The sequence below is a fragment of the Terriglobia bacterium genome (genome assembly GCA_020072785.1).
Classification (GTDB): Bacteria; Acidobacteriota; Terriglobia; order Acidiferrales; family UBA7541; genus Acidiferrum.
Genome location: JAIQGG010000001.1, coordinates 565,260 through 581,241, shown reverse-complemented (window position 1 = coordinate 581,241; position 15,982 = coordinate 565,260). Strand labels below are relative to the sequence as shown.

Genomic DNA, 15,982 nt, shown 5'->3' with positions numbered 1-15,982 from the left:
GGCGACACCAGGATCTCATCATCTCGCTGGCGATCTAACACGAAATTGAGTGTGGGCGAAGCGGCATGATTGCCCGTCTTTCGGCTCTTCTCAAGGCAAGCGGTGAATTCGACGCGCTGCCCGGTGAAAGGCAAAACCGCACCATTTTCGCGGACGAAAGGGGATGCGGCACCCAGTCCTTGGCAACTCATCAAGGGGCTGGCACCCGCCCGAGAACTGCTACTTCCTTTCTCATGTTTCAACTGAAGGCGGGACAACTTCTCCGGTTGCAACTCCGGGGATTGAGATTTCTACATGTATCGAAAAATCAGCATGACGACCATAAGGGCTGCGGCCAAGCCCATGAACATCTTGATGACGAAGAAAATGGTATCTCTGTCGAGCTGGGAGCGAGCAACTATCCGATACCACAGAATTCCAATAAGGGAACCGACTACTCCCATTCCCAAGAAAATGATTACGAGCGCGAGTGTAGTCTGATTATAGTCGCTCAACGCTATTCCCTCAGTGTCTAGAAGCACAAGATATCGCAGAGCCTGCAAATATTACGAAGTCCACGCCAACCTTGGCCAAGCCGATGGGGCCTGCCAGTCCCTCCGCAGCGAGTTGGGTCCCTGTTCCTGTCATGGAGAGAATTGGTTCGGACTTCGTTAGAGCATTTACGGCGGCGTCCGTAACCACTCCCGCTTACAAATGCCGGGCCGTACCCCCCGCGTCCCGGTTTGGAGTAGATGACAACTGATTGTGCACCCATGCAGCAAGAAGGCAGCTGAATCCTATGCCGAGGCCGATGAGACACGAATTGGGCGTACCTTTGACCAGCCCGCCCGCAAACGCGGCCAGGAAAGCTATCAGCGCCAAACGATCGAGCATCCTAAGCCTATGTCTGGCGAGTGTCCCTGAGATAAGGCTGCAGCCAACAAATAGTGCTGTCATAGCAGCGGCAACCGGACGAGGAAAGGGACTGCCGTTTAGGAGATGGCCCTCACCAGTCGCAAGTAAGCCGCCAAGGATCCCGCCGCCAAAGATCACCTGGAGGTACTTCACCCAGTGATTCATGGTCGCAATCATTACTGCAGCGGCGACAACCAGAATCGTCCACCCGGCCAAGTGAGAATGCCTTCCGGTGTCCGGTGTAGAAAGGACTTTCAGTCCTCCCCAAACAAACGCCAACCAAAAGACCGCCGCAACATAGGCGCCAACCCGGAAGAGGTGTGTAATAAACCGCGATCGCTGCTTCTCACTCATTTGGTTTTGTGCGCGCAATAAGCCGCTTCCGCCCCTGCAAATGCCGCGTCAATTTCAAGCCTAGTAGCAAAACTCATGCCTAGACTAAGAACGCTATCAGCGGCACCTAGCACGCTTTTCAGTCCGCCTGATGCCGAGCTGAGAGCTTGGGGAAGACCGCCTTGGCCTGCAATATTCAGCGACATGATTGTGGATGATCTCCTGCCGTATGTGGTGACCGTCCCCATTGCCAAATGCAGTAGCCCTGGCGTATTAGTGCCTGCGGACACCGCAGCATCTGTCGCCGATCCAAACAAGATGCCGCTGATGGAATTGCCACCGATCAATTGCGCGAGGAACGTGTCCTTAAAGTTGACAGACGTTCCGAACTCACTCAATACGCCGTTGAGCGCTCCTTGTGCCAGTCCAGCTAGGCTGAAGGTTGAGCTGTTTGCGGCCATACATTGCGAGAAGGTCTGCTTCGGTCCGTTGTTTGCGGGGCCACTGCCGCTGCCACCGCCCGCGCCACCGCTTGCGCCAGCGATTGTGCCACTGCGATCGCTGAGCGGGTAGGGCGAGCAGCCGTTAGAGGAACTGACCACGATATTGTTCCTCATTACCGTCATGCAAATTCCTGGGACGTCTGTGACGTGTGGTCCATCAGTCGGGGTTGCAGTTACAGAGCCGCAGCCTCCGGGTGCAGTGCTTTTCGCGCAAGGGTCGGCAGTTGGGTCGAGTCCCAATGGATCAATAAGAGCCAGCGGGTTGTTCAGCACATACGCATAGCGGTTCAGTGTCTGTGGATTCCCAACGTCGCCTCCCAGCGGGTCGGGGGACATGAAGCGGCCGAGGCGCGGATTGTAGTAGCGGAACATGGCGTAATCCAGGCCCGTCTCCTGGTCGCGCTCGTACCCAGTGAATTTGTAGTTCTGCGGGCAGGAGTTGGAGTGGACCGTAATCTCCTGGCCGTAGGGCGTCAAGTCCGCGTCGTAGCAAATGTTTCCGCTCGAATCGGTTATCGTGCGCGTAGTCCCAAGATGGTCAGCGTCGTAGAAGAAGATGTTGCCGGAGGCGTCGCGACGAGCGATGCGCCGGCCGGCAAAGAATACATACTCGCTGGTTATGTTCCCGCTCAGATCGGTTTCCGCAATAGTCTCTCCGCTCAGATTTCGCCAATAGAGCGTGCCAGCCGTGCCGTTTGACTTCTTCACGCGCAGACCGCTGCCATCATATACATAGGTGTATGGCCCGCCGGACATGGGCGGGTGGCCCAGAGGGCGCCGATGATTTTCTTTCTTGTCTCGATAAGGGATACACGACGGGAGAATATCATTATTGTAGGTCACTCGAGCGTTAAAGTGGGGTCATATGGGTGCCCCACGTGCCGGATTTACACGTGAGGTCTTTCCGATACAAAGGCGAAGAGAGATTCCTCACTCCGCGGACTCCGTTCGGAATGACGGTGTGTGGTTAGTCATCCGGATATTTATGAGACAGCTTCTCGCTGCTATTCATCGCAAGAGTCAAAAACCTTACACGCAAAATCCACGTATGGGCGACCGACCGAATGGGATTCGAGAAAGAATGGAAGGAGGGAGAGAAAAAGATAACGCGGAGACGCAGAAGGCGCAGAGCGGTCTCTGCAGTGAAGTGAGGAAGCGGTATGCGCGCGCCGTGTGCAGGCGTCAAAGAGAGAAAAATCGGGAGGTGCGGGCTACCCTCAAGAAAAAAGCGAAGATGGCTGCCCACGAAGCCGGAAAGAGCGTGGTCAGCGGTTGCCGAGAGGGAGAAAGAAGCCCGCCTCACGGCGGGGCCAGGGGGCGGGCGCTAGGGGAAAAGCAAAAAGAGAAAGGCCGGGCTCCCGGCGGGGTCCCGATGGAATCGGGACGAGCCGGGAGCCCGGCGCTAAACGGAACCGGGCGCGGGGTCAGGCGTAGATGCCGCGCAGGCGGAGGGCATTGGCCACGCGGTCGATCGCCAGGATATAGGCGGCGATGCGGTTATTGACCTTGTGGGTTTCGGCGTAGCGCACCACGGCGTCGAAGGAGTAGTCCATGACGTCCTGGAGGCGCTCGTTGACTTCGCTCTCGCGCCAGAAGAAGCCCTGGCGGTCCTGCACCCATTCGAAATAGCTGACGGTGACGCCGCCGGCGTTGCCGAGAATATCGGGCACGATGAAGATGCCCTTGCCGTCGATGATGGCGTCGGCCTTGGAGGTGGTGGGCCCGTTGGCGCCCTCGCAGAGAATCCGGGCCTGCACCTCGTGGGCGTTCTTCTCGGTAATCTGATTCTCGATGGCCGCGGGGATGACGATGTCGCAGGGCTGGAAGAGCACGTCGCGCGCGCTCATCTTCGCGCCCCCGCCGGGGAAATCCTGCAGCGGCTTTTTCTGCGTGTAGACCCAGTCGATGACCTGGGACACGTCAAAGCCCTTTTCGTTGTACAGCCCCCCGCCGATGTCCGAAAGGCCGACGATCTTGTAGCCCGCCTCATGCATCAGCTTGGCGGCCATGGAGCCGACGTTGCCGAAACCCTGCACCACGACACGGCAGCCCGCAAGGCGCATGCCCAGCTTGGTGAGCGCCTTGTTGCAGCACATCAGCACGCCGCGTCCGGTGGCTTCCCGGCGCCCGCGCGACCCGCCCAGTTCGATGGGCTTGCCGGTCACCACGGCGGTGGTGGCCTGGTGCACGTGCATGGAATAGGTATCCATGATCCAGGCCATGGTCTGCTCGTTGGTGCCCACGTCCGGGGCGGGCACGTCCTTCTCGGGCCCCAGCCAATCGGCGAGTTCCGCGGTGTAGCGGCGCGTCAGGCGCTCCAGTTCGCCCTTGGACATCTTGCGGGGATCGCAGATGACGCCGCCCTTGGCGCCGCCGAAGGGAATGTTGACCACGGCGCACTTCCAGGTCATCCAGGTGGCCAGGGCGCGCACCTCGTCGAGGGAAACGTCGGGGGCGAAGCGGATGCCGCCCTTGCCCGGGCCGCGCACCGTGGAATGCAGCACGCGGTAACCGGTGAAGACTTCCAACTGCCCGTTGTCCATGCCCACGGGGATGTACAGAGTGATCTCTTTGCTGGGATGTTTCAGATAGCGGTAGAGCCCTTCTTCGAGCCCCAGTTTCCTTGCGGCCACTTCGAAACGCGCTTCCGCGTTCTGATAAACGCTCATCTCTTCCGGTGCAGGCGGGTGCGACATGAAGGGCTCTCCTTGATCTGCGTGACCACGAAGCGGTCGACAATCTGTGTGACCGCAAAGCGGTCAACGATCCGTACGTACAGGCCTGTCTCTTTGCGCAGGCCGGTAGCAGGGCCATAGGGCGAAGGTGGCGGCTACCCCGTAATCGCCATGCCCGTTTGGCCGGGCCGCCAGTATACGAAGCTCTTTTCCGGGCTGCAAGCTGCGGCGTGCGGAAGTGCTGCGTATCCGGCAGCAGGAAAAGCGGCCCCGCCAGGAAGGCCGGAGCGGCAAGAAAGCGTGCGCGGGGAGGGGTCTAGCGCTGGAGACGGAACTGGATGGTGACTGTCAGGTGTGAGGGAGCGGGCTGGCCGTCCAGCATGGCCGGCTGATACCGCCAACGGCGCAGCGCATCCTTGGCCGCCTGCTGCAGCAGCGGGTTGCCGGAAAGGATCTTCATGGCAGTGACCCGCCCGTTGGCGCCGATCAGCGCGTCGAGGACCACGTCGCCTGCAATGCCCTCGCCGCGCGCCAGCGGCGGATAGACTGGCGGCGCGGAGAAGAGCAGTCGTGCGGGTTGCACCCCGCCACTGCGCGGCACCGCGGGTTTCGAATGCGAAACAGGGAGCCCCGCAGCGGCCTCCCCGATTTGTGTGACCGCGAAGCGGTCAACGCCCACGAGAGGACCAGGCAGGGCACCCAGGTTTACGTCTTCCGCAGCCGCGCCGTCCGGCGCAGCGCGGCGCGAGACCACCGGCGCAGCCAGGCGAATTCCCGGCGGGAGCTTCTTCGGCTGCTTTTCCGGATCCACGAATTGGAGCACTGCTGGGTTCTTGCGCGCATTCCCGCCCATGCCGGCCATGGGCGCAGCCTGCTTGGCCGGTGCCGCCGGCGTATCCATGACGATGGGAATAGGCGGCAGAGAATCCGCCGGTGTCGTCGCCAGGCTCACGGAGGTCGAAACCGGATTCCCGGCAACAGCGCTTTGCGCCACTTCAGGCTGGGTGGCCGTCTTGGCCATCACAGGGGAAACCGCCGCCGGGGCCGTCTCGGCTACCGCTACCTCTTCAGGGGGTTTCTCCGGCTGGCGCAGATACCACTTGGCCCCCGCCAAACTGACCAGAATCGCTGCGGCCGCCGCCAGGTAGATGAGGCCGCGGCCAGCGCCGGGACGCGCCGCGGGCATGCTCTTCTCCTCGGCCAGCAGGATGTTTCTGCCAAAAGCCGGCGCTTCGCGGACGGCCCGCGGACCGGCCACAAATGGTTTGCCGCCCAACTGCAAGTAGCCTATCGGCTCCGCCACGTTGGTCGCCAACTCCGGCTCGGTGCGGCATTCCGGGAGCGGCAGGATCTTCGGGACGCTGTTGACGCCGCTCTTCGCGGCAAGGTCTGTTTCTGTACGCGGCTCGGAAGGCTGCGCCAGCGCTATGGGCGACAGCCAATTCGGCACGGACACTTCTGCATGCGTGACCGCGAAGCGGTCAACTCCATGTGTGACCGCGAAGCGGTCAACTCCATGTGTGACCGCGAAGCGGTCAACCTGCGCCGCGCCGGCAGACCCTTCGGGCATCTGCGGAACCGCGGGCAGGCCGTCCGCCACTGGCGCTTCCTGTTCGCTCCCCGGAAGCGAAGATACGGGCGCGGCGGCGGAAAGGAACGTCAGCGACGCGGGTCCGGTCTCCAACACCGCAGGGCGCTCCCCGGGTGCGAGGTTTTCTTCGATCACCGCGGGAATCGCCGGCGGCTCCGGCGCAGCTTGTTCCGGCGCTTCTTCCTTGTTCTGGGTGACCGCAGAGCGGTCAACGCTCCAGGACGCGGGAAGCTGCATAGGCTCGGCTGGCGCAAAGGGGATTTCCGCTGCAGCGACAGAGGCCGCGATGGGCGGTGGCGCCGATAAATAGCTCTCGGCCGGGCCGGCCGGGGGGGGAGGCAACATCACTCTCGGCAGCGGTGGCGCGGCGATACTCTCCGCGTTCACCGCCACCGGCAAAGCTGCGCTCCCTTGCGCAGCCGTTTTCCCCGCAGCCGTTCGCTCCCCTGGAAAGCTGACGCCCCAGAAACCGGGGCAGGGTTCGCTGAATTCCAGCTCGACGTAGCCGCTAACGTTGCGATAGCTCTTGGACTTCACAACCTGACAGACGATCTCGCGCTTGCTGCGCTCGTTGGTGAGAAAAAGCAGCTGGCCCGGGGAAACGCTGGCGGCCAGGCGCAGCACAGCGCCGCTGGCAAAAATCAGGACGGTGTGCGTGGCCTCGTGAAACTTTTCGCGCTTGTCGCTGCCCTCGACGTTGCAGGCCCCATGCACGCTCACGGGCATTTCCAGGCACACGGGCTGCGGCTTGGCTGTCTCCTGGCCGCGGCCGTTTGGCCGGGCGGATGGCTGCGGCGGCGCCGCGGCCGGCATATCCTGCGAAATAGCGGACTCCTTCTGGATCGGCGGCATGGCTTTCTCACTTGCGCGGCGAGCTAGCGCTCCACTGCGGGACATTCATTTCCGTGACCGCGAAGCGGTCAACATCCCCACGGACTTCTATGATTATCGGCGGAATAGGACGGAGGCTATAGTACTTAGGTACTAGCATGGAAACAGGTGTGGGAAAATATCGGCTGGGACCATCGGCTGATGAACAGAGGGCAGGTAGCCGCGGCAAAAGCCAAAAAAACAAGCGCGGCTAAGGCGTCTTGAACCGCTCGTCGATCTCCACTTGGTAGCCACTGACCATCTTGTTGGTCTCGTTGGCCATGCCGATAACTGCCTGCAGCTCTTTGAACATGGCGTCCGTCATGCCCTTGTTCCTGGCCGAGGCGGTGTGCGAAGCGATGCAGTACTGGCAATTGTTGGTCACGCTCACGGCCACGTAGAGCATCTCCTTGGTCAGCGGATCAAGCGCGCCCGGTCCCATGATCTGCTTGATGTCTTCCCAGGTGCGTTTGAGCGTCGCCGGATCGTGCGCGATGGCCTTCCAGAAATTGTTGATCCAGTCGGTCTTGCGCGTGGCCATGATGTCGTCGTAGATGGCCCGCACCTCCGGGCTCGCATCCTTGTATTCGATCAGTCCAAATGTCGCCATGTTCCTCTCTCCCTGGAAAGATTTCCGCACCTCGCGCGCTCTTCGACGTTAACACCAACCCGTCGAAGAAGGAACGAAGATGCCCCGCGCGCCGCCGGCAACCCGGTGGCTCGGGCTGAAGCCTGTGTCACTGCTTCCACCGCGCCTTCATCTCATCGATCAGGGCGAAGCGGATGTCGCGGAATTCGCGCACCGCGCCCACGCCCTCCGCGGTACGCGTGAGGAAGTCCAGCCCCTGCTCTTTGCCGGTCAGCAGATAATCGCTGATCGCGATGCGGTAAGTCTTCTGCGGATCGAGCGGCTTGCCGCCGACCGTCCAGGAAGCCCCGTTCGCGCTGGGGGCGATGTTGGCGAGCTGCAGGAAACCGCCGCTGCCGCGGTTGGCGCGGCCGGCCTCCAGGACGCGGGCCAGCAGGCTGCCTGTCATCTCCGCGCCCAGCACCTTTCCGCCAAACGGCAGGATGCGCAGGATGTCGTACTGGGTCACCGGGCCCGGCGGAATCTCGTCGTCAATGCGGATCGAGCCGGCGTTGAACACCGCCGCATCCGCTTCCGGCCATTCGCGCAGCATGGCCTCGCCGATCAGGCCGGTCAGCGCGGTGCTCCCGTTGCGCACACGGCTCTCTGCGCCGTCCAGCGCTATTGGCGCCTGCGCCACGGTGGCCTCCGGCTCGAACCCGCGCGCGCGGAATGCGCGGAAGGCCTTCTCCGTCCATTCGCGCACAACGGCGGCAGTGGCCGGATCCTCGGCGATCTCCGGAGTGATGCGCCGCAGGGTGGAGCGAATCTGCAGTGTTTTCGCCTGCGTGTCGTAAACCAATTCGTGGACATACGCCGAGCGCGCATTGGCATCGGCCTTGAGGATCGGCGTGAAATGCCCGCCGCGGTACAGCCGCCAGTTTTCGTGCTCGTGTCCGCCGAGGATCAGGTCAATCTCCGGCACGGCTTCGGCAAGTTTCTGGTCGTCCGGCAGAGCGAGATGGGTCACCGCGATCAGAATGTCCACCTTTGGCCGCAGCGCTTGGGCCTGCTGGCGCGCGGTCTCGCGGGGATCGAGATAGCGCACCCAGGCGGCCTTCGTCGAATCGATCGTCACGCCGATGAGCCCGATGCGCACCTCGGCGCCCTGCGCGCCGCGCACCGTGAAGATCACCGATTCCGGCACGCCCGCAAAGGGCTGGCCCTCGCGGTCGCGGCAGTTGCCGGAAAACCAGACCGCGTGCGATTCCCTGATGCGCGCCAGGAAGTGCGCCTCGGGAATATCGAACTCATGATTGCCGAAGGTCGCATAGTCCAGCCCGGCGGCGTTCAGCGCCGCCACCATCTGCGCGCCGTCGATGCGCGCGCCGTCCACCTCCGCCGTGCCCAGCGCCGAAGGGCTGAAGGCGTCTCCGGCCAGCAGCAGAAACGTGCCCGGGTTCTCGCGCTGCAGCTCCCGGCGCAGCGTGGCCAGCCGCGCGATCCCGCCTTCCCGGCCGCCCTGCACCGGGGAGATTTCATAGACGTCGTTGATCTGCAGCAAAGTAATGGGCACGCGCTCGGCGGCCGCCGGCAGCGCCACGGCCAATGCCAGGATGAGGATGCCGAATCGCTTGCTCCAGGCCATGGGAGTTCCCCCTTTTCCTTCCGACGCAAACACCCGCGGCCGTTAGGCGCGGCCGCGGGGGCGCAGGACGAATTCGCCGAGCAGCAGGCGCGCCAGCCGCCGGGCGTCGTGGCGGATGACGCCGTGCTCTTCGAGCAGGTCGTCGAGAATCACGCGCAGGCCCAGCTTCTGCAATTCGCGGAGGTCTACCGCCACGGGTTCGGCGCCCTCGGCGCGGTAGCGCCGGGCCACGTCGGGCGAAACCGGGCGGCGATTGGCCACTACCCAGTCCACCACGCGGCGCGGGGAATGCTGCTGGATGGCGCGCAGATGATCGGCAAGGGTGTAGCCGGTGGTTTCCCCGGGCTGGGTCATGAGATTGGCGATGTACACGCGCGGAGCGTGGGACTTGGCGATGGCCAATGCCAGCTCCGGAATCAGAAGATTGGGCAGGATGCTGGTGTACAGCGAGCCGGGACCGAGAAGAATCAGGTCGGCGGCAGCGATGGCCTCCAGCGCTTCCGGGAGCGGACGGACGCGGCGCGGCACCAGCGCGATGCGCCGGATGCGCGCGTGGCTCGCGGAGATGCGCGTTTCGCCCTGCTCGCGACGGCCGTTTTCGAGCGTGGCCTCCAGGGTGACGTTGGCCAGCGTCGAGGGGAAGATGCGCCCGCGGATCGCCAACACCTTGCTGCTCACGCGCACGGCTTCGGTGAAATCGCCGGTGACGTGCGTCAGCGCGGTCAGAAAAAGGTTGCCGAAACTGTGCCCGCGCAGGCCGCGCCCGGCGTGAAAGCGGTACTGGAAAAGCCGGCCGAGCAGCGCCTCGTCGTCGGAGAGCGCCACCATGCAGTTGCGGATGTCGCCGGGGGGCAGGATGCGGTATTCGCGGCGCAGGCGCCCGGAGCTGCCGCCGTCATCGGTGACGGTGACGATGGCCGCGAGGTCCGCGATGGGATATTCGCGGTTCGCGCTTCCCGGCCCCGGCTTGCCGGCGCCAGGCGCCAGATATTCCTTCAGGCCGCGCAGCAGCGTGGAAAGCCCGGTGCCGCCGCCCAGCGCGACAATGCGTGCTCCGCGCGGCGCGTTCTTCGCCGGTCTCCGTTGCTTTGTCAAGGAAGGTCCCGCCGCAGACTAGCCCGCCGTGCCGTCTTTCTCCGGGTAGAGCAGCTCGGTAAAGCGCGGATCTTCCTGGAGGAAGGCAAAGTCTTCGTCGTTGCGCGCATGGTAGCGGTTCTCCGGGCGGAGATGAATGGCGGTCTTGAGGTTGTCCATCGCCGATTCCGCTTCGCCGGTCAGGCAATCGAGCGCGGCCAGGGCATAAAAGATGTAGTCGGTTTTGGGGGCCAGTTTCTTGGCCTTCTGCAGGTGCTCACGGGCTTCGTCCCAGCGCGCCACATTCATCAGCGTGACGCCGCGCTGGTAGTGCTCTTCCGCGGTGCGCGGGCCCTGTTCGCTGCTGGGCTTCATGCGTTGTTCCACGATGCGCAGATGCATGCGCGCGCGGTCCACCAGCTCCTTGCTCGGGCCGGCAAGCACTTTCTCGAACTCCAGCTTGGCCTTGGCAAACTTCTGCTGATGCACGAGGAGCGAAGCGTCTTCGTAGGTTTTCAGCTGCGCCTGCACGCGCGGGTCGACCATCTCGACACCGCCGCGGGAAGGCGGAGGCGGAGGTGCTAAAGCCTTTTTCTTCTGAGGTTTTGTTGCGCCGCGCGCAGCGCTCTTTTCCCGGCTTGCTGTGCCCGAAGCGGGCTTTCGCGCTTTTGCCATGCGCGCATGCTAACAGACACGCCAAAAAGCGTCAACGCAGCGCTTTTGGCCTTTCGGTGCTCCCTGGGACCCTGGCGCCCAGCCCGGAATGGTCCCCCGGGTGGCATCTCCGCGACATTCCCGGAAAATATCGTCCCGGAATGGAGCATTCTGCCTGACACTGTCTGTGACACACTGGCGTGACAGGCGGGGGAGTACTAGCCTGCCCGCTCGGCGTATGCTATAAATTTTGTGTCCTGGTTGGGCTGAAGACAAGTGCCGTTTATCAACTTTCCTGCTCGCGAAATTAACTGCAAACTCGTGTATTACGGTCCAGGTCTGGGCGGAAAGACCGCCAACCTGCAGTGGGTTTACGACCACACGGGGCAGAACTCTCGCGGGAAAATGGTTTCCCTGGCCACGGAGACCGATCGCACCCTTTTTTTCGACTTTCTCCCCCTCGATTTAGGCACGGTGCGCGGCTTCAAGACGCGCTTCCATCTTTATACGGTGCCCGGACAGGTCTTCTACGAGGCCAGCCGCAAGCTGATCCTCAAGGGCGCGGACGGGGTGGTGTTCGTGGCCGACTCCCAGGAAGAGCGACTGGACGCCAATTTCGAGACCTTTGAAAACCTGCTGGAGCACCTGAAGGAACACAACCTCAACTTCGTGACCATTCCGTACGTGCTACAGCTCAATAAGCGCGACTTGCCGAATGTCCTGCCCGTCGAGGAATTGACCAGGCAGTTGCAGAAGAAGGGCGAGCCGGTCATCGAAGGCGTGGCCGTCACCGGCGTGGGGGTCTTCGAAACGCTCAAGGAAGTGGCCAAGCTGGTGCTCGCGGAACTGAAAAAGGGCGGGTAAACACACCTCTTCGCAGTAGAGAATCTCCACCTCAGGAAATTTTACGAAAAGTTGGCCAGGGCGGCGGCTTCGGTCTGGAAGGTGGGGATGGCTTCGACGAGGCGGGTGATGGTGAGGGCGTCGCGGACGCGGCCTGCGCCGCAGACCAGGCGCAACTCGCCGCCGGCGCGGGCCAGCGCCAGGGAATTGCGCACCAGGGCGGCGATCCCCGTGGTGTCCATCTGCGCGACACCGTCGAGATTGAGGACGATCTTCCTGGCGCCGTTCTCCGCGAGCTTGCGCAGCGCTTCATTCAGCCGCTCGCTGCTGGTCCCGATAGTCAGGCGCCCGGTGACGCCGACCATGTGAATCCCGTTTGCTTCCCGGACGGAGATTTCCATGTGCGCGCGCAATCCTTTCGCAAAAGATCTGGGGAGCCGGATAAAAGGCTGTTGGAGATGCCCCGCGTGCATTATACGATGACCGCACGGCCCGGCCAAAGTATGCGCATCCGAAACTTGCATCCGTGGAACGTGACCCCGCGCCAGGCGGCAGAACTGCAGACCGAATTGCGCCGGCAGTGGGAGGGGCGCGACCGCCTGCCAAAAATAGAATACGTAGCGGGCGCCGACGCCGCCTTCATTCTCAGCGGCCCGCAGGCGCTGCTGAAACGCTCGCGGCAAGGCGCGGCCCGCGCCGCCAACCGCGCCCTCGCCGGGGTCATCGTCTACCGCTTCCCGGAGATGGTGGAAATCGAGCGCGTCTCCGCGGCCGTGCCGCTGCGCTTTCCCTACGTGCCCGGGCTGCTCAGTTTCCGCGAATGCCCGGCCCTGCTGGCCGCCTTCCGCAAACTGCAGCACGCCCCGGACGTGGTCTTCTGCGACGGGCAGGGTTACGCGCACCCGCGCCGCTTCGGCCTGGCCTGCCATCTCGGCCTGCTCCTCGACCGCCCCACGATCGGCTGCGCGAAGTCGCGGCTGACCGGGCGGGAGACCCCGCCGGCGCAGAAAGCCGGAAGTTGGACGCCACTGCTCGCCGAAGCCGACGGGGAGGAAGAAATCCTCGGGGCGGTCCTGCGCACGCGCAAGGCCGTGCGCCCCATCTACGTTTCGCAGGGCCACCGCGTCAGCCTGGCCACCGCCATCCGGCTCACCCTGGCCGTCTGCGACGGCTATCGTATTCCCCGCCCGACGCGCGACGCCGATCACTTCGTCCGCGCCTGCAAGCGCGCCTGGCTGGCGCGAAAGCGCCCATAAAGTAAGTGAAATCCCGGACGTACAAAATATTATGGGCAGGAACGCGGCGCATTGCCTATAATCCTCGGCCAGACGCCGCCCAGGAGGAGCGCATGCACAGCCAGGAAGGCGGTTTCTCGCGGGCACTCCTCATCGGAATCGTCCTGCTCGCTGCCGTTCTTTTTGCCGGCGCGCTGGCCGCGCAAACACCGCCCGCTTCCGCGCCGGCCGTGAACGATCAGCTCGCCAGGCTCGACCAGCGCGTCACCGCCGCGCAATCCTCCGCCGACAACGCCTGGATGCTGGTCAGCGCGGCGCTGGTGCTGATGATGACCGGCCCCGGCCTGGCGCTTTTCTACGGCGGCCTGGTGCGCCAGAAGAACGTTCTGGCGCTGATGATGCAGAGCTTCGCGCTCATGGCCCTCATCACCGTGCTGTGGGCGCTGGTGGGCTACAGCCTGTGCTTCGGCGGGAGCGGCAGCTTCCTGGGCAATTTCCAGCACGCCTTCCTGCGCGGCGTGGGCGCCGCGCCCAACGCCGATTACGCGGCCACCATCCCGCACCTCACCTTCATGATCTACCAGCTCATGTTCGCCATCATCACCCCCGCGCTGATCACCGGGGCCATCGCCGAACGGATGAAGTTCAGCGCCACGGTGCTGTTCATGACGCTGTGGTTCCTGGTGGTCTACGCGCCGCTGGCGCACATGGTGTGGGGCAAGGGCGGCATGCTCAACGCCGCCTTCGGCGGACGCTTCCCCACGCTGGATTTCGCCGGCGGCACCGTGGTGCACATCAGCTCCGGAGTATCGGCGCTGGTCTGCGCGCTGTATCTCGGCAAGCGCACGGGGTATCCGCGCCAGCCCATGCCGCCGCACAGCCTGGTGCTCAGCTTCATCGGTGCGTGCCTGCTGTGGGTGGGCTGGTTCGGCTTCAACGCCGGGAGCGCCCTGGCCTCGGGCAGCCTGGCCACCAGCGCCTTCGTGGCCACGCACTTCGCCTCCGCTGCGGCGGCCATCGGCTGGATGGTGGCGGAATGGCTGAAGAACGGGAAAGCCAGCGCGCTGGGCGCGATCTCCGGAGCGGTCGCCGGCCTGGTGGCCATCACGCCAGCGGCGGGATTTGTGGGGCCCATGCCGGCGCTGCTCATCGGGCTGCTGGCCGGCGTCTTCTGCTACCTGATGGTGACGCGCGTGAAGACGCTCTTCGGCTATGATGACTCGCTGGACGCCTTCGGCGTGCACGGAGCCGGCGGGACCATCGGCGCGCTGCTCACCGGCGTATTCGCCTCGCGCGCCATCAATCCCATCTTTCACGACGCGCAGGGCAACGCGCTGGCGGTCGGCTGGATCGAAGGCAATTTCCGCCAGGTGGGGCACCAGTTCATAGGGGTTCTGATCGCCTGGGGCCTGGCGGCCGTGGGGACGCTGGTACTGCTGAAGATTGTGGACGTGCTCATCGGCGTGCGCGTCAGCGAAGAGCACGAGATCGCAGGCCTGGACATCACGCAGCACGGCGAAGAGGCGTATAACCTGGAAACGTAAGAAGCCCGGAGCGAACGAGCCATCGCGGGAGCGAGCCAATTATGATGAAACTCGAAGCGATTATTCAGCCGTCGCGGTTTGAATCGGTGAAGGACGCGCTGCGCGAGATCGGTGTGGAAGGCATGACGGTGATCGAAGTGCGCGGCCACGGCCGGCAGAAGGGCCACACCGAGGTCTATCGCGGCCGCGAGTACACCGTGGATTTGCTGCCCAAGATCAAGCTGGAGATGGTCCTGCCGGACAAGCTGGTGCAGACGGCGGTGGACACCATTCTGAAAACGGCCAAGACCGGGAAAATCGGCGACGGCAAGATCTTCCTCTCGCGGGTCGAGGAAGCCATCCGCATCCGCAACGACGAGCGCGGCGAAAGCGCGCTCTAGGAAGCACGAAGAGGCTGCGGCGCGCGGAAAGCGACCTTCAAGAGCGGCGGCGTGATCAGCGTGGTGGCCACGGCCATGAACACGACCACGCCGTACACTTCCGAGCTGATCACGGACAACCCGAGTCCGATCTGGGCCACGACCATGCCCACCTCCCCGCGCGGTACCATGCCCAGGCCCACTTTCAGGGCATTCTCCCAGCCGAGCGAGAGTGCGCCGATGCCGCAGCCAACCAGCTTGGTCACGATGGCGGCCGCCAGAATCACCAGCGCCAGGGCCACGATGGACTTCGAGCGAAAGACCTGTAAATTCAAGTTCAGGCCGATGCCCACCAGGAAGAACGGCACCAGCAGCTCGCTGACGCCGCGCGTGAGGGTGCGCACGCGCGCGTCGGCGCCGTCCGAAAGGGCGAGCCCCGCCAGGAATGCGCCGACAATGGCCGCGACACCCGTGTACTGGGCCAGCAGGGCCATGGCGAAGAGAAATACCAGCGCGATGTGAAACTTTGCTTCGTCGGCGCGCGCGCGCGATTCGAAGTGCGGCAGCAGGCGGTTCAGCGCCGTGGTGCCCCATACGGCCATGAGCACCGTGAAACCCGTGGCCAGGCCGGCGGTCAGGGCGATCTCCCAGACGTTGACGCGCCCGCGCGCGATGCCGCTCACGACGGCCAACACGATCAGCCCGAGAACGTCGTCAATGACCGCGGCGGCCAGAATGATCTTGCTGGCGACCTCGTGAAGGAGGCCGCGGGCGGAGAGAACCGAAGCGGTGATGCCGACGCTGGTGGCCACCATGGCCGCGCCCACGAAGATGGCTTCGACCTGCGGCGCGCCCCAGGCGAGAAGAATCCCCCAGCCCGCAAAAAACGGGACGATGACGCCGATAATGGCGACGAGCGTGGCTTTGCCGCCGACCTTCAGGAGTTCGGAGGCTTTGACTTCGAGGCCCACGCCGAAGAGGAGAAACATGACGCCGAGGTCGGAGAGGGCTTTCAGGGTTTCGTTGGGCGTGATCCAGCCGAGGACGCTCGGACCGATGAGCGCGCCAGCGAGAATTTCGCCGACTATGCCGGGCTGGCCAAAACGCTCGAACAGCTCGGCCAGAAGCTTGGCCGAGCCGAAGACGATGAGCATCGCGAGCGGAAGCGGCAGCGGATCGTGCATGTCCGGC

General features: G+C 63.8%; 14 protein-coding genes. 5 read left to right on the top strand and 9 right to left on the bottom strand.

The features are described from left to right. The first annotated feature begins 65 nt into the window (after nt 1-65). Nucleotides 66-515, top strand: coding sequence for a hypothetical protein (locus LAN61_02520; GenBank protein ID MBZ5539373.1), 450 nt, complete (start codon nt 66-68; stop codon nt 513-515). Nucleotides 516-1,244: 729 nt separating this feature from the next. Here LAN61_02520 and LAN61_02515 read toward each other — a convergent pair. From LAN61_02515 to LAN61_02485, 7 genes are all read right to left on the bottom strand, one after another. After that, a complete protein-coding gene (locus LAN61_02515) occupies nt 1,245-2,438 on the bottom strand; it encodes a hypothetical protein (protein ID MBZ5539372.1) in 1,194 nt (397 codons plus the stop codon). 716 nt (nt 2,439-3,154) lie between these two features. Beyond that, nucleotides 3,155-4,426 (bottom strand): Glu/Leu/Phe/Val dehydrogenase, encoded by a 1,272-nt coding sequence (locus tag LAN61_02510; protein MBZ5539371.1) that lies wholly within the window; start codon nt 4,424-4,426, stop codon nt 3,155-3,157. A gap of 295 nt (nt 4,427-4,721) precedes the next feature. Further along, nucleotides 4,722-6,848 carry a TonB family protein gene (locus LAN61_02505; GenBank protein ID MBZ5539370.1) on the bottom strand — a complete coding sequence of 709 codons (2,127 nt, stop codon included), beginning with the start codon at nt 6,846-6,848 and terminating at the stop codon, nt 4,722-4,724. A 229-nt stretch (nt 6,849-7,077) separates the two neighbouring features. Then, nucleotides 7,078-7,476: a carboxymuconolactone decarboxylase family protein gene (locus tag LAN61_02500; protein ID MBZ5539369.1), complete on the bottom strand. Its 399-nt coding sequence runs from the start codon at nt 7,474-7,476 to the stop codon at nt 7,078-7,080. A gap of 127 nt (nt 7,477-7,603) precedes the next feature. Further along, nucleotides 7,604-9,082 carry a bifunctional metallophosphatase/5'-nucleotidase gene (locus LAN61_02495; GenBank protein ID MBZ5539368.1) on the bottom strand — a complete coding sequence of 493 codons (1,479 nt, stop codon included), beginning with the start codon at nt 9,080-9,082 and terminating at the stop codon, nt 7,604-7,606. Between the two features lie 42 nt (nt 9,083-9,124). Beyond that, on the bottom strand, nt 9,125-10,129 hold the full coding sequence (locus tag LAN61_02490) for a YvcK family protein (protein MBZ5539367.1): 1,005 nt from the start codon (nt 10,127-10,129) through the stop codon (nt 9,125-9,127). A gap of 66 nt (nt 10,130-10,195) precedes the next feature. After that, nucleotides 10,196-10,702: a tetratricopeptide repeat protein gene (locus LAN61_02485; protein ID MBZ5539366.1), complete on the bottom strand. Its 507-nt coding sequence runs from the start codon at nt 10,700-10,702 to the stop codon at nt 10,196-10,198. 384 nt (nt 10,703-11,086) lie between these two features. Between LAN61_02485 and LAN61_02480 the strand changes: the two genes are divergently transcribed. Continuing rightward, on the top strand, nt 11,087-11,674 hold the full coding sequence (locus LAN61_02480; GenBank protein MBZ5539365.1) for a GTPase domain-containing protein: 588 nt from the start codon (nt 11,087-11,089) through the stop codon (nt 11,672-11,674). A 41-nt stretch (nt 11,675-11,715) separates the two neighbouring features. On the opposite strand, the gene LAN61_02475 is transcribed toward LAN61_02480, so the two are convergent. Next, the gene (locus LAN61_02475) at nt 11,716-12,054 is read right to left on the bottom strand and encodes an STAS domain-containing protein (protein ID MBZ5539364.1); all 339 of its coding nucleotides are present in this window, start codon (nt 12,052-12,054) and stop codon (nt 11,716-11,718) included. A 102-nt stretch (nt 12,055-12,156) separates the two neighbouring features. On the opposite strand from LAN61_02475, the gene LAN61_02470 reads away from it, so the two are divergent. From LAN61_02470 to LAN61_02460, 3 genes are all read left to right on the top strand, one after another. Continuing rightward, nucleotides 12,157-12,909: an endonuclease V gene (locus tag LAN61_02470; protein ID MBZ5539363.1), complete on the top strand. Its 753-nt coding sequence runs from the start codon at nt 12,157-12,159 to the stop codon at nt 12,907-12,909. A gap of 92 nt (nt 12,910-13,001) precedes the next feature. Further along, complete coding sequence (locus LAN61_02465) at nt 13,002-14,432, top strand: ammonium transporter (GenBank protein MBZ5539362.1); 1,431 nt, start codon at nt 13,002-13,004, stop codon at nt 14,430-14,432. Nucleotides 14,433-14,473: 41 nt separating this feature from the next. After that, nucleotides 14,474-14,812: a P-II family nitrogen regulator gene (locus LAN61_02460; protein ID MBZ5539361.1), complete on the top strand. Its 339-nt coding sequence runs from the start codon at nt 14,474-14,476 to the stop codon at nt 14,810-14,812. Here LAN61_02460 and LAN61_02455 read toward each other — a convergent pair. Further along, nucleotides 14,809-15,975, bottom strand: coding sequence for a cation:proton antiporter (locus LAN61_02455; GenBank protein MBZ5539360.1), 1,167 nt, complete (start codon nt 15,973-15,975; stop codon nt 14,809-14,811). The genes LAN61_02460 and LAN61_02455 overlap by 4 nt on opposite strands. Between the last annotated feature and the right edge of the window lie 7 nt (nt 15,976-15,982).